This window comes from Hoeflea sp. CAU 1731 (assembly GCF_039888615.1).
Classification (GTDB): domain Bacteria; phylum Pseudomonadota; class Alphaproteobacteria; order Rhizobiales; family Rhizobiaceae; genus Flavimaribacter.
This window is the reverse complement of the sequence record NZ_JBDQQS010000005.1, coordinates 26887-43358: the sequence shown is the minus strand read 5'-3', so window position 1 is coordinate 43358 and position 16472 is coordinate 26887. Positions and strand designations below refer to the sequence as shown.

Below are 16472 nucleotides of genomic sequence, written 5' to 3'. Positions count from 1 at the left end.
AGAGGCGGAAGGCCTCAATCTACGCCCAGCCGAACACGTCTGAGCCGCAGCGCATTGGTGATGACCGACACCGATGACAGGCTCATGGCCGCGGCGGCGATCATCGGCGACAGCAGGGTTCCTGTGATCGGGTAGAGGACGCCGGCGGCGATCGGAATGCCGAGCGCATTGTAACCAAAGGCAAAGAGCAGATTCTGCTTGATGTTCCTCAACGTGGCGAGCGCCAGCAGTCTGGCGCGCAACACGCCTGTCAGGTCACCCTTCACGAGCGTCACGCCGGCGCTTTCAACGGCGACATCTGCTCCCGTTCCCATGGCGACGCCGACCTCGGCGGCGGCAAGCGCCGGAGCGTCGTTCACGCCGTCGCCAGCCATGGCGACCTTGTGGCCGGCGCGGTGCAATTCATCGACCAGATTCTTCTTGTCCTCGGGCGAGACGCCGGCGCGGACTTCATCGATATGCAATTGTTCCGCAACGGCTCTGGCGGTGCGTTCATTGTCGCCGGTCGCCATGATCACCCGCAGACCTGCCTCGTGAAGAGCCGCGATCGCGGACGCCGTCGTCTGCTTGATCGGATCGGCGACGGCTATGAGAGCAGCCAGCGTCCCGTCAACAGCGAGATACATCACTGTCTTGCCTTCGCTGCGCCAGGCGTCGGCTTCTTCGTCGGCGTCGGCCACGGAGATCGCTTCCGCCTCCATCATGGCGGCGTTGCCGAGAGCCACTTTCCTACCTTCAATCGACGCCTGAACGCCCTTTCCGGTGACTGACTCGAAATCATTGGCGGCGGAAAGCGCAAGGCCGCGTTCTTCGGCCGCCGCCACGATCGCTTCGGCAAGAGGATGCTCCGAGCCTTTTTCGATCGCTGCTGCGAATGCGAGCAGGGCGTCTTCCTGAGCGTCGCCGAATACGACGATCCCGGTCAGGGTCGGCCGCCCTTCTGTCAGCGTGCCCGTCTTGTCGACGACGAGCGTATCGACCTTCGCCATCCGTTCGAGGGCCTCGGCGTCCTTGATAAGGACACCGGCCTGCGCGCCGCGACCGGTCGCTGTCATGATCGACATGGGCGTGGCCAGTCCGAGCGCGCAGGGGCATGCGATGATCAACACGGATACGGCCGATACGATGGCGAACACGAACGCGGGATCAGGTCCGACCAGAAACCAGACCACGAAGGCGATGACAGCGGCGGCCACTACGGTTGGCACAAACCAGGAAGCCACCTTGTCGGCCAGCCCCTGGATCGGCGCGCGGGAGCGCTGTGCTGAGGAGACCATATTAACGATCTGCGCCAGCATCGTCTCGTCACCGACCTTACGGGCCTCGATGACAAGAGTTCCATTCTTGTTGATGGTGCCGCCGGTCACCGAATCGCCGTCGCTCTTTTCCACCGGGACCGGCTCGCCCGTCAGCATGCTTTCGTCGACGGAGGACCGGCCTTCGATGACGATCGAATCGACCGGAACGCTTTCGCCCGGACGAACCCGCAGCCGATCGCCTTCCATGATGTTTTCAAGGGGCGCTTCGTATTCATCGCCCTCGGGCGTAATTCTGCGAGCGGTCTTCGGCGCCAGGTCGAGAAGAGCGCGGATCGCGTCCCCGGTGCGTTCGCGAGCCCTCAACTCCAGCACCTGGCCGACGAAAACCAGCGCTATGATGACGACCGCAGCTTCGTAATAGACGGGAATATGCCCCTCTTTCGACGCCAAATCGGCAGGAAAGAGCTCCGGCAAGAAGGTCGCCACGACGCTGTAGAGATAGGCGGCCGCGACGCCAAGCATGATCAGCGTCCACATGTTCAGGTTCCAGGTGCGGACAGAGTTGATTCCGCGCTGGAAGAAGGGCAGCGCCGCCCACAAAACAACAGGCGTTGCGAGGATGAATTCCAGATAGATCGAGGTCTGTTCTCCGATCCACTGCCTGAAGCGCAGCCCGAGCATCGGACCCATCGTCAGGATCAACAGGGGAATGGCTGCTCCAGCGCTCACCCAAAGTCGACGCGTAAAATCCACAAGCTCGTGATTCGGCTCGTTCGAAACGCCGCTCATCGGCTCCAGCGCCATGCCGCAGATCGGGCAGCTGCCGGGACCCTCCTGAACAATCTCCGGATGCATGGGGCAGGTGTAGAGCGCATCGGACGATGTCTTTTTTGCAACTTTCGCGGAATTGCCGGACACGTAGAACCATGGGTCTGCTTCGAACTTGTCGTGACATTTCTGCGAGCAGAAATGATAATCCCTATCCTTGTAGACGAGGCTCGGCTTGCCAGCAGAAAGATCGACCTTCATCCCGCAAACGGGATCGATTGCCGTTCCTTCCGACCCGGAGCCCTGATGAGACCCGTGGTCATGATGGCAGCTTTCGTGTCCTGATTTGCTTTCAGTCGTGGAGTTGTTCATTGGCGGCGTCCTCTGTCTCTTAACTTTCTGATAAAGCTTCCAGCGACTGGAAGGTCAAGGATCATATTGGCCGGCGCCCGAAAACGCCTGGACATCGTCGAGTGAGGCCTTTTCCAAACAAGAGCGAGCTGACCTCCGGCATCGCAATGGCGTTTTTCCGGAAAAGCTAACGCCCCGCGCACACAAACATATTTTTGGCCAATTTTCGACTTAGTCAGACTTCGTCAGGGGTGACGCGTAACCAGGATGAATACATGGGCGTTCACTTTGACTATTTATTAGTGTTAAAGCTTCAATTTTGCCATTTGGCGCAATTTCAACGCAAGTATTCCCAGTACCAGTCTGACCAGACTTTCTACTCATTTGAGCCACGACATTTCAGCTGTCCAACGGACATCAACCTGAATCACTGACATTTCTCCCGGCGTCGCTTGAACGAGCGCAGCCGGCTTACTGATACTTGAAGACGGAATTTGATCATGAATTTGGATATGTCCGTTACTGAAAGGGCTCCTGTCGGAGAACCAAATCCCGGGTCGCCGCTCGGCGAACTTTTTGCCTCGCTTCGTCCCCTCTTGTGGGGCCTTGGCGGCGTCAGTCTGGTGATAAACCTGCTCATGCTCACCGGTCCGTTGTTCATGCTGCAGGTCTATGACCGGGTTCTTGTCAGCAATTCCGTTCCGACACTTGTCGGCATAGGCCTGCTTGCGCTCTCCCTCTATCTGTTCTTTGGCGTTCTCGACGCCCTGCGCAGCAGGGTGCTCTACCGGGTTGGCCAGCATGTGGACGAGACTCTTTCCGCGCGCGCGTTGGCTATTTCGACTGCCCTTCCCGCGCGATTGGGCGCCAAGGGGCGCAACCTCAGGCCGGTCCAGGATCTCGAATCCATCACGCAGTTCATGTCCGGCAACGGGCCGGCGGCGATGTACGATCTTCCCTGGCTGCCCTTCTATCTGGCGCTCGTGTTTCTGTTTCACAGCCTGCTGGGTTTTGTTGCGCTTGCCGGCGTGATGATCATCGCAATCCTCGTCGGACTCAATGAGCTGGCGTGCCGCAATCCATCGAAAGCCGCCGCGCATCTGCGCGCCCGGCGGACCTCCCGGGTGGAGGAAGGCCGCAGAAACGCAGAGGCCGTGTTCGCAATGGGCATGTCCGAAGCCCTGTCAAATCGGTGGGACGCCGAGAACACCCGCTTCCTGACCGACCAGCGCCACGCCGCCGACCGCAACGGCCTCTTCACCCATTCCATCAAGACGGTGCGGCTTATCCTCCAGTCAGGCATGCTCGCCGTTGGCGCCCTGCTTGCGATCCAGCAGGAGATTTCACCGGGCGTGATGATCGCCTGCTCGATCATCACCATGCGTGCGCTGTCGCCTGTAGAGCAGGCGATGGTTCACTGGCGCGGCTTCGTCGCCGCCAGACAGAGCCTCGAACGCCTGCGCGGCATGATGGCCCTGCCGCTCTTCGGAGATACCGAACATGAGCTGCCCGCGCCCCGCAAGACGCTTGTTGTCGAGAGCGTTTATTGCAGCCCCGCCGGCGCCGCCAATCCGGTGATACGCAATGTCTCATTTGACGTGCAGGCTGGCGACGGCATCGCGATCCTCGGCGCGTCGGGTTCGGGGAAGTCGACGCTGATCCGGGCCATCATCGGCGCCGCGACGATGATCAAGGGTTCGATCCGCTTCGACGGCGCAGACCTTGACCAGTGGAGCCCGGCCGCCAGAAGCGAATTCATCGGTTACCTGCCTCAGGACTTGCAGCTGTTCGAAGGCACGGTCGCCCAGAACATTGCCCGTTTCGACCCGCAAGCCACCTCGAAAGACATCATAGAGGCCGCGCTGCTTGCCAATGTGCACGACCTGATCACCGCACTGCCAAAGGGATACAACACCCCTATCGGCTCGGAAGGCGTTGCACTGTCGGGAGGGCAGCGGCAACGCATTGCGCTAGCGAGAGCGCTATACGGAAAACCGTTCATCATCATTCTTGACGAACCGAACTCCAACCTTGACGCGGAGGGCGAGGCGGCGCTCGCAAAAGCGATTATGACCGTGCGCGCCCGCGGAAAGATCGTCTTGCTCGTCGCGCACCGGCCCCGCGCCATAGGCGCTGTCAACAAGGCGCTCTGCCTGAAGGACGGTCGCGCGGTCGCCTTTGGCCCGCGCGACGAAATCATGCGCCAGACATTGACGCCAGTCGATTCAAAGAAAACAGCGGCGGCCTGAGACAATGAACAGTCAAAATCTTTCTTTCGAAAAAACAAATGGCGGAATTCTCGGGAGTATCCGGTGGCACATGGCGATTGCGTCCTTTGCGATCGCACTCCTGATCATCGGCATTGGCGGCTGGGCCGTATTCACAAAAATATCCGGAGCGGTGGTTGCGCCGGGGTCCATCGTCGTGGAAAGCGCAATCAAGAGCGTTCAGCATCGCGAGGGCGGGATCGTACATAAAATCCTGGTCAATGACGGCGACGCAGTCGAAGCCGGCGACCTGCTGATCGTGCTCGACGACACTGCGGCGCGATCGAAGCACGCCATTATCGCGAACGAGTTGCAGGATCTGAATGCGCGCGCTGCTCGGCTGGTCGCCGAACGCGACGGAGCTGCGTCCATCCGTTTTCCCGCGGGCTCTGATAACGAAGCCTCAATGGAAGCGGCGACAAGCGACATCCTGACGAGCCAGAAGCTTTTGCTGCATGCCCGCAACGGCAGCATGAAACAGCGCAAGCTGCAACTCGAAGACCAGATTACGCAGCTTGAGAAACAGATCGGCGGACTGGATGCGCAACAACAGGCCAAGCAGGATGAGATCGCCCTCCTTGACGAGGAACTCTCCGGGTTGAACGCATTGCTCGAGAAGCAGCTTGTGACAAAAACCAGGGTGACGACCCTGGAGCGCGAGAAGACGCGGCTGACCGGAGAGCATGGTGAATTGCTTCAGCAGATCGCCGGCCTGCGGGAGGCGATCAGCGAACGCCGCATGCAGATGCTGCAGCTTGACGCAGACAACCAGACCGAAGTTCTGCGTGAATTGCAGGACGTGCGCGCGCGATTGGCGGAACTGAAGGAAGAGAAAGTTGCGCTGGAGGACCAGCTTGACCGCCTGGAAATCCGCGCGCCCAGAGCAGGGTTTGTGCATGAAATGACCGCGCATACGATCGGCGGCGTCATCCGACAGGGCGAAACCATTGTGCAGATCGTTCCGCGTGAGGATCTACTGGTCGTCGAGGCGCGTGTCGATCCCTCCGATGTCGACCAGTTGCATCGCCAACAGAATGCATGGATCCGGTTTCCAGGCCTCGACCATCGAACGACGCCCCAACTTGCAGCCCGGGTCGCGCGCATAGCCGCGGACCAGACCTGGGATGACGTCTTGAAGACACGCTACTACAAGGTGCGTCTGACAATCGGCGAGGAGGAGCTTGAAAAGTTGAAGGGACAGGAACTGATACCCGGCATGCCGGTAGAGGCCTTCATGGCGACGGGGTCCCGAACGGTTCTTGCCTACCTGACAAAGCCTATCGTTGATCAGATCACCCACGCCTGGCGCGAAACCTGAGACTGCTCGGATTCGAAATAACTGACTGCAGGCAACATTGTACGACACGACGCGGAGCAAATCTCCGCGTCGTGTCATGATCCATCACGCGATATTATCGTTGCCCAGCGCTTCGAGCTGATCGACAACCTGTTCGAGAACATTCTCGTTCCAGTCCGGCGCCTCGAGATTGGCGAGCGACAAATCTTCCGCCTGGATGTTCTCAAGAACGTAAGTATGCCCGCCGTTGCCGATCACTTCGATCATAAGGTCCTCATCGGACTCGGTGATCGAGACAAGTGCGGCAGGCAGGGAACCGAAGTCCAGCACGTCTTCCGAAATATCGAAATCCGAAATCACTTCGGTCGCCGCCCAGTTCCAGGTGATCTGGTGCACATCCACGCCGTCATCCGGGATATCGGCCGATCCGCCATCGGATGCGCCGTCGTCCTGATTGCCGGAATCGTCTCCTGTATCGGTGTCATCACCACTGTCGTCATCGCTTGCCGCCGCTCCGACGAGATTGAGGATTTCGGCCGCCGTGGCGGTGTCCTTGATCGTGAAGTTGTCTTCGGACAGATCAGACAGCGAAACGCCTTCCAGAGTGATTGTCTGGTTGTTGCCAGGCATCGAAAAGACCACGCTGCCATCCACTTCGCTGACTTCGATAGCGTCCTTGCTGAACCAGTCGACGAATATGGTGTCGGTCGCCGGATCAAAGTCGGTCACGTCAGTGTCTTTGCCCCACGCCCAGGTTACCACCACAGTGGCTGTCTGCTTGGTGACGTCGGCCGTGCCGTGTTCGCTGGTCGGTCCTGTATACTCATCGGATGTATCGTCGGAGCCGCCGTCATCGTCCGATGCGCCATCATCACCGTCATCGTCCGATGCGCCATCATCACCGTTATCGTCCGACGCACCGTCGTCTCCGGTATCGTCGGAAGCGCCGTCATCGTCATCATCATTTGCTTCTTCCGAGCCGATCAGGGAAAGGATTTCCTCGGCCGCCGATTCGTCCATGATGGTAAAATTCGCCAGACTGAGATCGTCGAGAGAAACACCCTGCAACGTCGTTGTCTGATTGTTTGACGGAACGGCGAAAACTGCGCTGCCGTTTTCCTCGTAGATTTCGAGGTCGTCGGCAGTCAGCCAATCGACCCTTATTGTGCCTGAATCGGGATCGAAATCAGTAACAACTTCATTTTGCCCCCACGACCAGGTGATGGCGACGTCGGCGGTGTCGGCGTCGACATTCGCAGAGCCCCTGTTCGAGCCGAGTCCCTCGTCGCCGGTAAGGTTTTCGAGCCATTGGTCGATAAGATCTTCGTACTGCGGTGATTCATAGCCGCCGAACTGCGCGATATATTGCAGGGTCGACGTCCCGAATTCGTCATTGGCGACGGTTTCGTTCAGCAGCAGGTCAATCATGGCGGGCGCGCCGTTCAGGTGTGCGCCGGCCAGAATGCCAGTAAGTGTAAGCTCGACTGACACTTCCTGGCCGTTGACGGCATATGTTCTCGTGGTTCCGAGAAATGCATCCAGGCTCGTGCCCGCCGCCTCGAGGCCATCCTCGATGATTTCAAGATTGTGGCCGAACGCATCCAGGATCGCCTGATCCTGAACCTCCTTGGTCATGAAGTCTTCGAGGGAATTTGCGCCGTTCTTGCCTGTCCAGGCGCCGTCCCATGTGTTGGTGTCGGCGCCATTGAGATAATAAACGTCGTCGTCGTAATAACCGAGGTCAATCAGCAGCGCCTCTCCAAACTGATAGCCGACGAAACCGAATACGTTCATCGACCGGTAGGCCATGGTTTCCCATTCCTCGTCGGTCAGTTCGGACCAGCTCGAATACTCCGGATAAAAATCCGCAACGCTGCCGCCAGCCCACTGATCGAGCTGCCAGTTCTGTATTATACCTGAATTATATCTTTCCCTGTCCCAGCCAGATTCAAATGCAAGAAGGGCGTCAAGAAAATCCTCAAATGTTCCGTTCATAATCGTCCTCGGGGTTAATTGTCGCCCCCGAAGTTCGTCACAAAACAGGTAAAAATGGCGATTTGTAGTTCAGACGCCGCGTCGCCGGAAGTATAAACTCAATTTTGGCTCCGGACGTAGTACGCCTGGGTCAGGCGAACGCCCTCTTCCAGCGACACGGAGGGCCACTCCCCGATCAGCTTCTTCAACACGGCGTTGTCCAGTTGCGGGGGCGCCGGCCTGATTTGCTGCGATGGAATGATCATGGCCTCCGGCGAAACCTTCTTGATGGCGGCGATGACCTCGTCGATCGTCTGCGTTCCCGTCGTCAAATCCGACACGTACGCGCCTTCCGGTTCCAGCGCCAGGCACCGCCACATCACGTCGACGACCTCGTCGACATACTGGAAACACATTGCGCCGGCAAAAGGCATCTCAAAACTCACGCCCTGCGCGGCGGCTTTGATCGCAAGCGTGATAGCCGCTGTTTCGCCGATTTCCCGGCCCGGACCGTAAACAACATTGGGCCTGAGGCCTATCGACGGCGTTTCGAGGTCGAGATACCAGATCCTGGATATATCCTCGCAGCACCGCTTGTAGGCGCCGTACAGATTTACTGGCGTGTCGAAAGGTTCGCGCGGCTTCGCGGCGACGGAACTCGTATAAACGAAACGCCGCACGCCGAGCCTTCGCGCAACCTCCAGCATGTTGATGTGGCCGATCACATTGACTTCCGCTCCCTTCGCCGGATCGGCGCGGCACGCCGGGATCACCATCGCTGCAAGATGGACGATGGCGCGCACCCCATGGCGTTTCGCCATCGCGTGGATCGCCTCGATATCCATGATGTTTCCGGTTTCTGCAATAACGCCAGCGACCGGTTCGATGGTCGGAGCAAGATCCAGCGAGATCACCGATTCACCCGCGTCGACCATTCGACCAGAGATCGCCCGTCCGAGAAATCCGTTCCCGCCGGTGACGAGAACCGGCCCGATGGGGGATGACTTCATGACGCCATTCCCTGCCCGCCGTTAACGTCAAGCAATTGTCCCGTGATGAAGCTTGCTTCCTCGGAAGCCAGAAAGGCAACGGCGGCGGTGACATCCTCGACGCGGCCATTTCGGCGCACGGGAATGCCAAGGACGGCGGCTTCTCTTTCCTCGGGCGTCATGCGTTCTGACAGGAGCCGCTCTACCCGAGGGGTGAGGATTGCTCCCGGGCAAACCGCATTGCAGGTGACGCCCATCGGACCGAACTCCTGCGCCAGTTGCAGGGTCATCGACTGAACCGCACCTTTGGCCGCTACGTAGTTGGCGCCGGTAAAAAGGCTGCCGTAGCGCCCAGCCTTCGAGCCGAGATTCACGATTCTGCCGAACCCCGCCTCGAGCATGTGGGGCAAAACCAAACGCGTCAGGCGTACGGCCGCAGTGACATTGAGAGCAAGAAGTCTGTCCCAGTCCTCGTCGCTTTCCTCCAGAAACGCACGCGGCGTATGCAGCGAACCGCCTGCATTATTGACCAGCGTGTCGAACCGCATATCGGTTTCCAGCCGGGTGAAGCATTCGGCGACGGATGCCTGGTCCAGCAGATCCACCTGCTCAAACCGGACGCCTTGCGCCTCTTGGCGCCCGCGCGCTGCTTCGATAGCCTCTGCGCTCTTGTCGAGCGCAACCACTGTCCCGCCATCGGCCGCGAAGCGTTCGCATATACCGAGACCGAGCCCGTCGGCGCCCGCCGACACCAATATGGATCTGCCTGCAAACCTTTTCATGTCGCCATGCCTCCTTTGCCTTATAAAGACGCGTAGTCGGAACAGTCGCGATGACTCGCCGCCGGATCGACCTTCACGTCGATTACGACCGGCCCTCCCAAGCGGTGCGCCTCCGCAAGCGCGTCCGCCATCTGATCCTCCTCCGTGACAGTCAAACCGCTGCCGCCCAGCCCCTCGGCCACCTTCGTGAAATCGTGATCGGCGAAATCCACGCCAATACGCTGGTTTCCGAGATTGTCGCGGACCATTCCAAGACCGGCGTTATTGGCCACCACATAGACCACATCCAGCCCGCGCTCCGCCGCCGTGGCGATCGCATCCATGGTCATGACGAAACCGCCATCGCCAATCAGCCCTGTGACCCGCTTTTCCGGAGCGATAATCTTGGCGGCTGTCGCTGCGGGCGTGCTCCAGCCCATTCCACCAACGCCGCCGGGCGCAACGAGCTGATACGGCGAGCGAAGCGGAAGCCGACATGTCGCCCAGATCCGATTGGTTCCTGCGTCGAGCGTCAACAGATCGTCGTCCGTCAGGAACGCTTGTAAGCCGCGCATGATATCGGCGTAGTGGACGGTTCCCGGACGGGTCGGAAACTCCGGTAACACGCCGTAATCGTTTTCCTGCTTGATACGGGCGATCGACGCCTTGCGACGCGATACGAGAGTGGCGTTATGCGGCGCGGCCGCAGCCAACAGACCGGCGACATCGGCGACATCGCCGGTTACAGCATGATCGACCGGCACCACCCAACCTGCATGCAGCGGATCCTGGTCGACCTGAACGATGGTCTGTTCGCCGGGCCTGATCATCTTCTCGTCGCGAAACCGTGTATATTCTGGTCCGAGACTACAGCCCATCACCAGCACGAGATCCGCCGCCTGCACCATACGGTTGGCCGCCGCCGATCCCCAGGTCCCCATCATGCCGACGGCGATTTCGCTCGCCTCGTCGATTGTTCCCTTTCCATGATAGCTGGAGGCGATGGCGATGCCATTCTGTTCGGCGTAAGCCTGCAGTGCGGGTCCGCATTTGGAACCATAGACGCCGTTGCCAATGATCATCACTGGCTGTTCGGCTTTTTCAATCAGCGCTGCTATCTCGGTTACTGCATCGCGATCGACGCGCGGCGGCGTATATTCGAGATACCCTTTCGTCGGGTAGAGCCGGGCCCGCGTTTCCTGCGGGATCTCCTGCTTGATGATGTTTGAGCGCATGATGATGGCGGCCGGCCCCTGACGCGGCGTCGAGGCGTGTTTGACAGCCAGCTGCGCCCCATAAATCGCCTCGGCCGGAGTCGTTGCATAGGTCGCATATTTCGTCATGGTTTTGAGTACGGCGAAAGCGTCAGCCGCCCCGTAGTCGCCAGTCATTGTCTGGTAGACGCCATACTGACCGAAGCCGTCGTAGCAGGACGTGTCGGTGAGGATCACCATGGGCGACGACGAGAAATAGGCTTCCAGAATACCGAAGGCGCCGGTGGTCGTGGCGAATGGTCCCTGAGCCATCAAAAGCCCCGGTTTTCCGGTCATCTTGCCCGCAACCTGAGCCATGACGGAGGCGCTCTGTTCCGAACGGGCGAGCACCACGTCAAACTCATCCTGCTTTTCATGGAAAGCCGGCAGCGACCAGGTTATCCCGAGCCCGGGCAGGGTAAAACCGCGATTGACGCCGCTTTCGAGAAACGTGTTGATGATACCTTCGTTGGTGAGCATCTTTTTCCTTTCAGTCCTGGTTTTGGCGTGCGTCTACACGCGGGTGGTCCCGCGCGTCAGGGATTTCGCCGGGCATCTAATTCAACGAGGGCAGGAACAGGCTGATCTGCGGGAAGAACAGCAGGATGAGCAGCCCCACGATAATGGTCGCTATGAACGGTATGACGCGTCGCGAAACAGCCTCGATCGACAGACCGGATATGCCGCAGGCAACGAAGAGATTGACGCCGAGCGGCGGGGTCAGAAAACCGATCTCGCTTGTGACCACCAGCAGAATACCGAAATGGATCGGATCAATGCCGAGCTGCTTGATCAGCGGCAGCAGGATCGGCGTCAGGATGATGACGGTCGAAAGCGTCTCCATGAATGTGCCGAGCACGATCAGGATCGCGCAGATGATCAGCAGCATGATTATCGGGTCGCTGGTCACGCTCAGAAGCGAAGCGGCGATCTTCTGCGGGATAAGGTTGAGCGTCAGGAACTCACCGAAGAAGATGGCCGTGCCCATGATCAGGATGAGTCCGCCACAGATCGTCGTCGCTTCACTCAGCGTCTCCCAGACATCGGCCAGCCGAATGGTCCGCTTGATCACCATGCCGACCAGAAGCGCGTAGACGACGGCGATTACCGAAGCTTCCACCGGCGTGAAGACGCCGCCATAGATGCCGCCAAGAACGATGAAAGGCGTGGCGAGCGAAAATTTGGCCTTGTACAAACTCGATGCGAATTCCTTCGCCTTGAAGGGCCGGCTTTCTCCCCGGTAGCCATTCCTGCGGGACAGAAACCAGGTCGCGCCGATCAGCAGCGCGCCCATCAGGATGCCGGGAAGCAATCCCGCCAGGAACAGGTCGCCAATGGAGACCGAGGCGAGGACCCCGTAGACGATCATCGGATTGCTGGGTGGCAACAGGATTCCGAGGGTGCCTCCGGATGAGGCGACCGCAGCGGCGAAATCCTTCGGATAGCCGTCATCCTTCATCGCCGGGATCAGCAACGTTCCAATCGCGGCGACGGTGCCAGGTCCGGATCCGGAAATGGCGGCGAAGAACATACAGGACAGAATGGTTACGATGGCGAGACCGCCATAGGCCTCTCCGACCACAGAACGCATGACGTCAATAATGTCGCGCGTGATGCCCGCCCTGGACATGATTGCGCCTGCCAGCACAAAATTCGGGATTGCCAGCAGCGGAAACTTGTCAACGCCGTCAAACAGGCTATGGGCGAGCGAGGCGAGCGGTATGGGCGAATTTAAAAGTTCGATAAGTGACGGCACGCCGAGCACGACAAAAATCGGCACGCCGAGAGCCAGGCAGACGGCGAAGACAATGAAGAATATCATGTGCCGGCCTCCCGGCTCTCGGATTCCTCGCCCGCTATCAAAGGCACGCCATATTTCCAGGACCGCCACTGGCGCTCGACGATCCGCACAATCATCAGCGCGTGCGCGAGCGGAATGACCGTATAGATGTAGGCTAACGGGAGAAACAGCGAGGTCGAGTAGACCGGGTATGTCAGCGTTCGCTGGATGAGCAATATTCCAGCCCATACGACAAAAGCGTTGAAGATGATCCAGATGATATCGGCGAGCAGAAAGGTAAGACGTTCACTGACCGGAAGCAGGCGCGCGAACAATGTCACGCGGATATGGGCGCCGCGCTGCGCGGCCACGCTTGCCGAAATGTAGACGAACCATACGAAGGCAAATCTGGAGATTTCCTCACTCCATGACAACCCGACATGAAGCACGTAACGGAAGAAAATCTGGGCGGCGAGAACGACCACGAGGAGCGCCAGGCTCAGGTTCGCGACAACGAGCTCGAATCGTCCGGCGGCGAACAGAATACGGTTCATCAATGATCTGCTCCCCTGCCCGCCTGGTTTTAGGATGTTATCAGGTTCTAATCGGCCGTTGTTCGGCGCTTTTGCCGGCTCCGCCGCCGACCAAATTTCGATGGCGGAGCCGTTTTGTCGCTCGACAGTCTATTCCAGGATGCCGGTTTCCTTGTAGCGGACCGTCGTGTCGACCCAGTCCTTGCCTCCGCCGACAAGCTCGTAGAGCTGCGGCCATGCGCCACGGGCTTTTTCCGCCCACACTTCAGGATCTTCGAGTTCACAGAATGTCACACCGTGATCCTCGGTCAGAGCCTTGCGGACACGCGCGCCGTTTTCCTTGACATATTCGGCATGCGCAATGTCGACCTCTTCGGCCACTTCAAGGATCAGCTTCTGGTCTTCCTCCGAGAGGCCGTTGAAGAAGTCGTTATTGATGACAACGACAGCCGCCAGCGGCAGATAGGTCGCTTCGGTGATGTATTTGATATGCTCGTGGAAGCCCATGTTCAGGACCACATCCGTCGGGCTGTCGAAGGAATCGACCACGCCGGTTGCGACCGCGCCGAAGGTCTCGCCCCACGCGATCGGATAGGTGGACACGTCCCACGATTCCCACATTGCGGTCATGACCGGGTTCTTGGGTGCCCGGATCTTCAGTCCTTGAAGATCGTCGATCGTCGAAATGCACTTGTCTTTCGCAAACAGGCTGCGGAACGAATTCGTGAAACCGCCAATGACGCGCAGGCTGCCGCTCTCTCCCAGGACCCGCTTGTTGAGCTCATCCCGGAATGCTCCTGAGCGCAACAATCCGCCTTCACCCGTCAGATCGTCAGGACTGTCGTTCATGTAAGGCAGCACCAGGACGTTAAGCGAGGGCGCCAGCTGGGCGACGTTGTTCGAGGTGATGCCGCCCATCTGCACCGTGCCGAGTTGGACCTTTTGGGCAATCGCCTGTTCTGTTCCCATGACGCCGCCGTCAAGCACCTCGACGACGATCTCGCCATCCGACTTTTCCTTCACCTTGTCGGCGAACTGGTGGGCGTAGACGCCGTATGTATGATCCGGCGGGCAACAATGCGCATATTTGATTGTAACCCGCGGCGCTGCGTTGACCGCCGTTGTGGCGACGAACGCCGACACGACCATGGACATGGCTATCCCAAGGACGCCCAAATATCTGAAACTCATAATCTCCTCCTTCTGTTTCGGGCCTCCCGGCCACATGTGTTGGCGCTCAGACGGCGCCGCCTCCATTCCATTGTCACTATGTCACGTCGAAACGCGGTTCCGGTATTCCCCGGACGCCCAGTCCCCGGATGGCGAACAGGCCTCCTGCGAAAGGCTCGGCGGCAATCTGCGCCTCATCCATCGAGAAGCGCGCAGACGTCACGAAAAGCACGTCCATCTGCGGGCCGCCAAAGGCGCACATTGTGGGACAGGTTACGGGCAGTCTGATATGGCGAATCATCTCGCCGTCAGGTGAAAAACAGCCAACGGCAGAACCATCGAAAAGAGCGCCCCAGTAATTGCCGTCGGCATCGACTGTCGCGCCGTCGATCCTGCCCTCATACGCGGTTGTATCGACAAAGCTCCGGCATTCCGACAATCCGCCGGTAATGGGGTCAAGCGTATACCGATAGGAACGATCAACACGGCTGTCCGAAAAATAAATTGTTTTTCCATCGATGCTGAAGGCGATGCCGTTGGAAACGGTAAAGCCCGTGTCGAGGCGATGCCAGGCAAGGTCCCGATCGAGCCGATAGAGCGACGCGTTGGGCACCGCGAAATCCAGGTTCATGGTTCCGCACCAGAAACGCCCCTGACGGTCCACCTTGCCATCGTTCAGCCGCGTATCCGCCTTTTCAGGTTCCGGATTTCCGATCCATTCGACTCCAACGGGGTCGGAAGAGATGTCGATCAAAGCGAAGCCGCTTGCAAGCCCCGAAATAAACCTTCCGTCATCGCAAAGTCCGATCGAACCAATCAGGTCCGGCAATTTGTAAGCTTGCGCGCCGGCGCCGGCGACGTCAGATCGCCAGATTATCTTCTCCAGACTGTCGATCCAGAACAGGCGCTGTCTGCGATCGTCCCAAATCGGGCACTCGCCGAGCGTGGCTTGGCCCGGCCAGATGCACTCTATTTCCAGAGAATGTTCTTCAGCAGCAGCCGTCAGGTCTTGCTTCATGAGCCGGTTGTTTCCTCTTCCCGAAAAACAGGCTAGCAAGATCAATTAACTTTGGATAATGTATTTTATAACGCTGTTAAATTTAAATTATGAATATCACACTGAGACAACTCCAATATGTGGTCACAGCGTCGCAGGAAGGCTCGATCCTCGGCGCGGCGAACGCCCTGAACATCTCGACGTCATCCATCCTGATGGCTATCGAGAAATTTGAAAGAGAGTTCGGCATCCAGGTCTTCGTACGCCAGCGATCCAAGGGATTGGTGACGACGACGGCGGGCGAAAGGGCCATTGCTCGAACCATCCGAATGCTTGACGAGGCGGAGTCCTATTTCCGCGATGTCAGCGGCAGCGACCAGGAATTGTCGGGAGAGCTACGCGTCGGCTCGTTCACCTCGATATCGCCGAGCATCGCACCACAGGTCATCCGCGACCTGAACGAAACCTATCCGAAACTGATCGTGCATCTTTCGGAGGGCGATATCATCGCCATCCAGCAAAGCCTGCGTGACGGCGTCGTGGAAATTTTGCTGACCTACGACGCCGGCATCTGGGAGGAGTTCGACTATGAGGTGTTGGCGAACGCCCCGCCACATGTCGTCATCGCCGAAGACGATCCGCTGGCTGCGAACGACAGGATATCGCTCAAGGACCTCGCCGAGAAAACACTGCTCCTGCTGAACCTTCCGCAATCAAGGACCTACATCAACTCGCTATTCGAGCGGGCCGGGGTCAGTCCCGGACGTATCCAGCGCCTGGAATCTTTCGAGATGATCCGCAGTTCCGCGGCGGCGGGACTCGGTATCGGCATCCTGAATGTGCGCCCCTTCACCGACAACACCTATGGCGGTCTGAAGGTCGTCTGCCGTCCATTGGTGGAATCAGACTCCAGCCCGAACATCGTTCTCGCCATGCGGCGCGGCGGTCGTCTCAGCCGAAGAGCCCAGGCATTTTCGAGTTATTGCCGAAAATTCTTCGTGGCGGAGAATGTAGATAGGCTTTTCGTAAAGTAACGGATGTCATGCGTCGCCTGGTTTTATCTTCCCGATATA

Annotated in this window: 12 protein-coding genes; 3 read left to right on the top strand and 9 right to left on the bottom strand. The window is 58.8% G+C overall.

Annotated features, from left to right (window positions below):
- Nucleotides 1-14: 14 nt before the first annotated feature.
- Nucleotides 15-2399 (bottom strand): heavy metal translocating P-type ATPase, encoded by a 2385-nt coding sequence (locus AAFN47_RS09800; protein ID WP_499809039.1) that lies wholly within the window; start codon nucleotides 2397-2399, stop codon nucleotides 15-17.
- A 479-nt stretch (nucleotides 2400-2878) separates the two neighbouring features.
- On the opposite strand from AAFN47_RS09800, the gene AAFN47_RS09795 reads away from it, so the two are divergent.
- Together AAFN47_RS09795 and AAFN47_RS09790 are read left to right on the top strand one after the other, a co-directional pair.
- A complete protein-coding gene (locus AAFN47_RS09795; RefSeq protein ID WP_499809038.1) occupies nucleotides 2879-4627 on the top strand; it encodes a type I secretion system permease/ATPase in 1749 nt (582 codons plus the stop codon).
- A gap of 70 nt (nucleotides 4628-4697) precedes the next feature.
- The gene (locus AAFN47_RS09790) at nucleotides 4698-5963 is read left to right on the top strand and encodes an HlyD family type I secretion periplasmic adaptor subunit (protein WP_499809037.1); all 1266 of its coding nucleotides are present in this window, start codon (nucleotides 4698-4700) and stop codon (nucleotides 5961-5963) included.
- Between the two features lie 84 nt (nucleotides 5964-6047).
- On the opposite strand, the gene AAFN47_RS09785 is transcribed toward AAFN47_RS09790, so the two are convergent.
- The 8 genes from AAFN47_RS09785 to AAFN47_RS09750 form a co-directional block, all read right to left on the bottom strand.
- Nucleotides 6048-7937, bottom strand: a complete 1890-nt coding sequence (locus AAFN47_RS09785; protein ID WP_499809036.1) for a hypothetical protein — start codon at nucleotides 7935-7937, stop codon at nucleotides 6048-6050.
- Nucleotides 7938-8035: 98 nt separating this feature from the next.
- Nucleotides 8036-8926 carry an NAD-dependent epimerase/dehydratase family protein gene (locus tag AAFN47_RS09780; RefSeq protein ID WP_499809035.1) on the bottom strand — a complete coding sequence of 297 codons (891 nt, stop codon included), beginning with the start codon at nucleotides 8924-8926 and terminating at the stop codon, nucleotides 8036-8038.
- A complete protein-coding gene (locus AAFN47_RS09775) occupies nucleotides 8923-9687 on the bottom strand; it encodes an SDR family NAD(P)-dependent oxidoreductase (RefSeq protein WP_499809034.1) in 765 nt (254 codons plus the stop codon). Before AAFN47_RS09775 ends, AAFN47_RS09780 begins: the two co-directional genes overlap by 4 nt.
- Before the next feature lie 20 nt (nucleotides 9688-9707).
- The gene (locus AAFN47_RS09770) at nucleotides 9708-11399 is read right to left on the bottom strand and encodes a thiamine pyrophosphate-binding protein (RefSeq protein WP_499809033.1); all 1692 of its coding nucleotides are present in this window, start codon (nucleotides 11397-11399) and stop codon (nucleotides 9708-9710) included.
- Nucleotides 11400-11475: 76 nt separating this feature from the next.
- Nucleotides 11476-12741, bottom strand: coding sequence for a TRAP transporter large permease (locus AAFN47_RS09765; RefSeq protein WP_499809032.1), 1266 nt, complete (start codon nucleotides 12739-12741; stop codon nucleotides 11476-11478).
- Nucleotides 12738-13253 carry a TRAP transporter small permease gene (locus AAFN47_RS09760; RefSeq protein ID WP_499809031.1) on the bottom strand — a complete coding sequence of 172 codons (516 nt, stop codon included), beginning with the start codon at nucleotides 13251-13253 and terminating at the stop codon, nucleotides 12738-12740. Before AAFN47_RS09760 ends, AAFN47_RS09765 begins: the two co-directional genes overlap by 4 nt.
- 129 nt (nucleotides 13254-13382) lie before the next feature.
- The gene (locus tag AAFN47_RS09755) at nucleotides 13383-14423 is read right to left on the bottom strand and encodes a TRAP transporter substrate-binding protein (protein WP_499809030.1); all 1041 of its coding nucleotides are present in this window, start codon (nucleotides 14421-14423) and stop codon (nucleotides 13383-13385) included.
- Between the two features lie 76 nt (nucleotides 14424-14499).
- A complete protein-coding gene (locus AAFN47_RS09750; protein ID WP_499809029.1) occupies nucleotides 14500-15420 on the bottom strand; it encodes an SMP-30/gluconolactonase/LRE family protein in 921 nt (306 codons plus the stop codon).
- An 89-nt stretch (nucleotides 15421-15509) separates the two neighbouring features.
- Between AAFN47_RS09750 and AAFN47_RS09745 the strand changes: the two genes are divergently transcribed.
- Entirely contained in the window at nucleotides 15510-16433 is a 924-nt protein-coding gene (locus AAFN47_RS09745) for a LysR family transcriptional regulator (RefSeq protein ID WP_499809028.1), read from the top strand.
- Nucleotides 16434-16472 lie beyond the last annotated feature (39 nt).

Excerpts from the sequence above, each read along its gene's own strand:
- AAFN47_RS09800 (WP_499809039.1), bottom strand. The coding sequence starts at position 2,399 with ATGAACAACTCCACGACTGAAAGCAAATCAGGACACGAAAGCTGCCAT.
- AAFN47_RS09795 (WP_499809038.1), top strand. The coding sequence starts at position 2,879 with ATGAATTTGGATATGTCCGTTACTGAAAGGGCTCCTGTCGGAGAACCA.
- AAFN47_RS09790 (WP_499809037.1), top strand. The coding sequence starts at position 4,698 with ATGGCGATTGCGTCCTTTGCGATCGCACTCCTGATCATCGGCATTGGC.
- AAFN47_RS09785 (WP_499809036.1), bottom strand. The coding sequence starts at position 7,937 with ATGAACGGAACATTTGAGGATTTTCTTGACGCCCTTCTTGCATTTGAA.
- AAFN47_RS09780 (WP_499809035.1), bottom strand. The coding sequence starts at position 8,926 with ATGAAGTCATCCCCCATCGGGCCGGTTCTCGTCACCGGCGGGAACGGA.
- AAFN47_RS09775 (WP_499809034.1), bottom strand. The coding sequence starts at position 9,687 with ATGAAAAGGTTTGCAGGCAGATCCATATTGGTGTCGGCGGGCGCCGAC.
- AAFN47_RS09770 (WP_499809033.1), bottom strand. The coding sequence starts at position 11,399 with ATGCTCACCAACGAAGGTATCATCAACACGTTTCTCGAAAGCGGCGTC.
- AAFN47_RS09765 (WP_499809032.1), bottom strand. The coding sequence starts at position 12,741 with ATGATATTCTTCATTGTCTTCGCCGTCTGCCTGGCTCTCGGCGTGCCG.
- AAFN47_RS09760 (WP_499809031.1), bottom strand. The coding sequence starts at position 13,253 with ATGAACCGTATTCTGTTCGCCGCCGGACGATTCGAGCTCGTTGTCGCG.
- AAFN47_RS09755 (WP_499809030.1), bottom strand. The coding sequence starts at position 14,423 with ATGAGTTTCAGATATTTGGGCGTCCTTGGGATAGCCATGTCCATGGTC.
- AAFN47_RS09750 (WP_499809029.1), bottom strand. The coding sequence starts at position 15,420 with ATGAAGCAAGACCTGACGGCTGCTGCTGAAGAACATTCTCTGGAAATA.
- AAFN47_RS09745 (WP_499809028.1), top strand. The coding sequence starts at position 15,510 with ATGAATATCACACTGAGACAACTCCAATATGTGGTCACAGCGTCGCAG.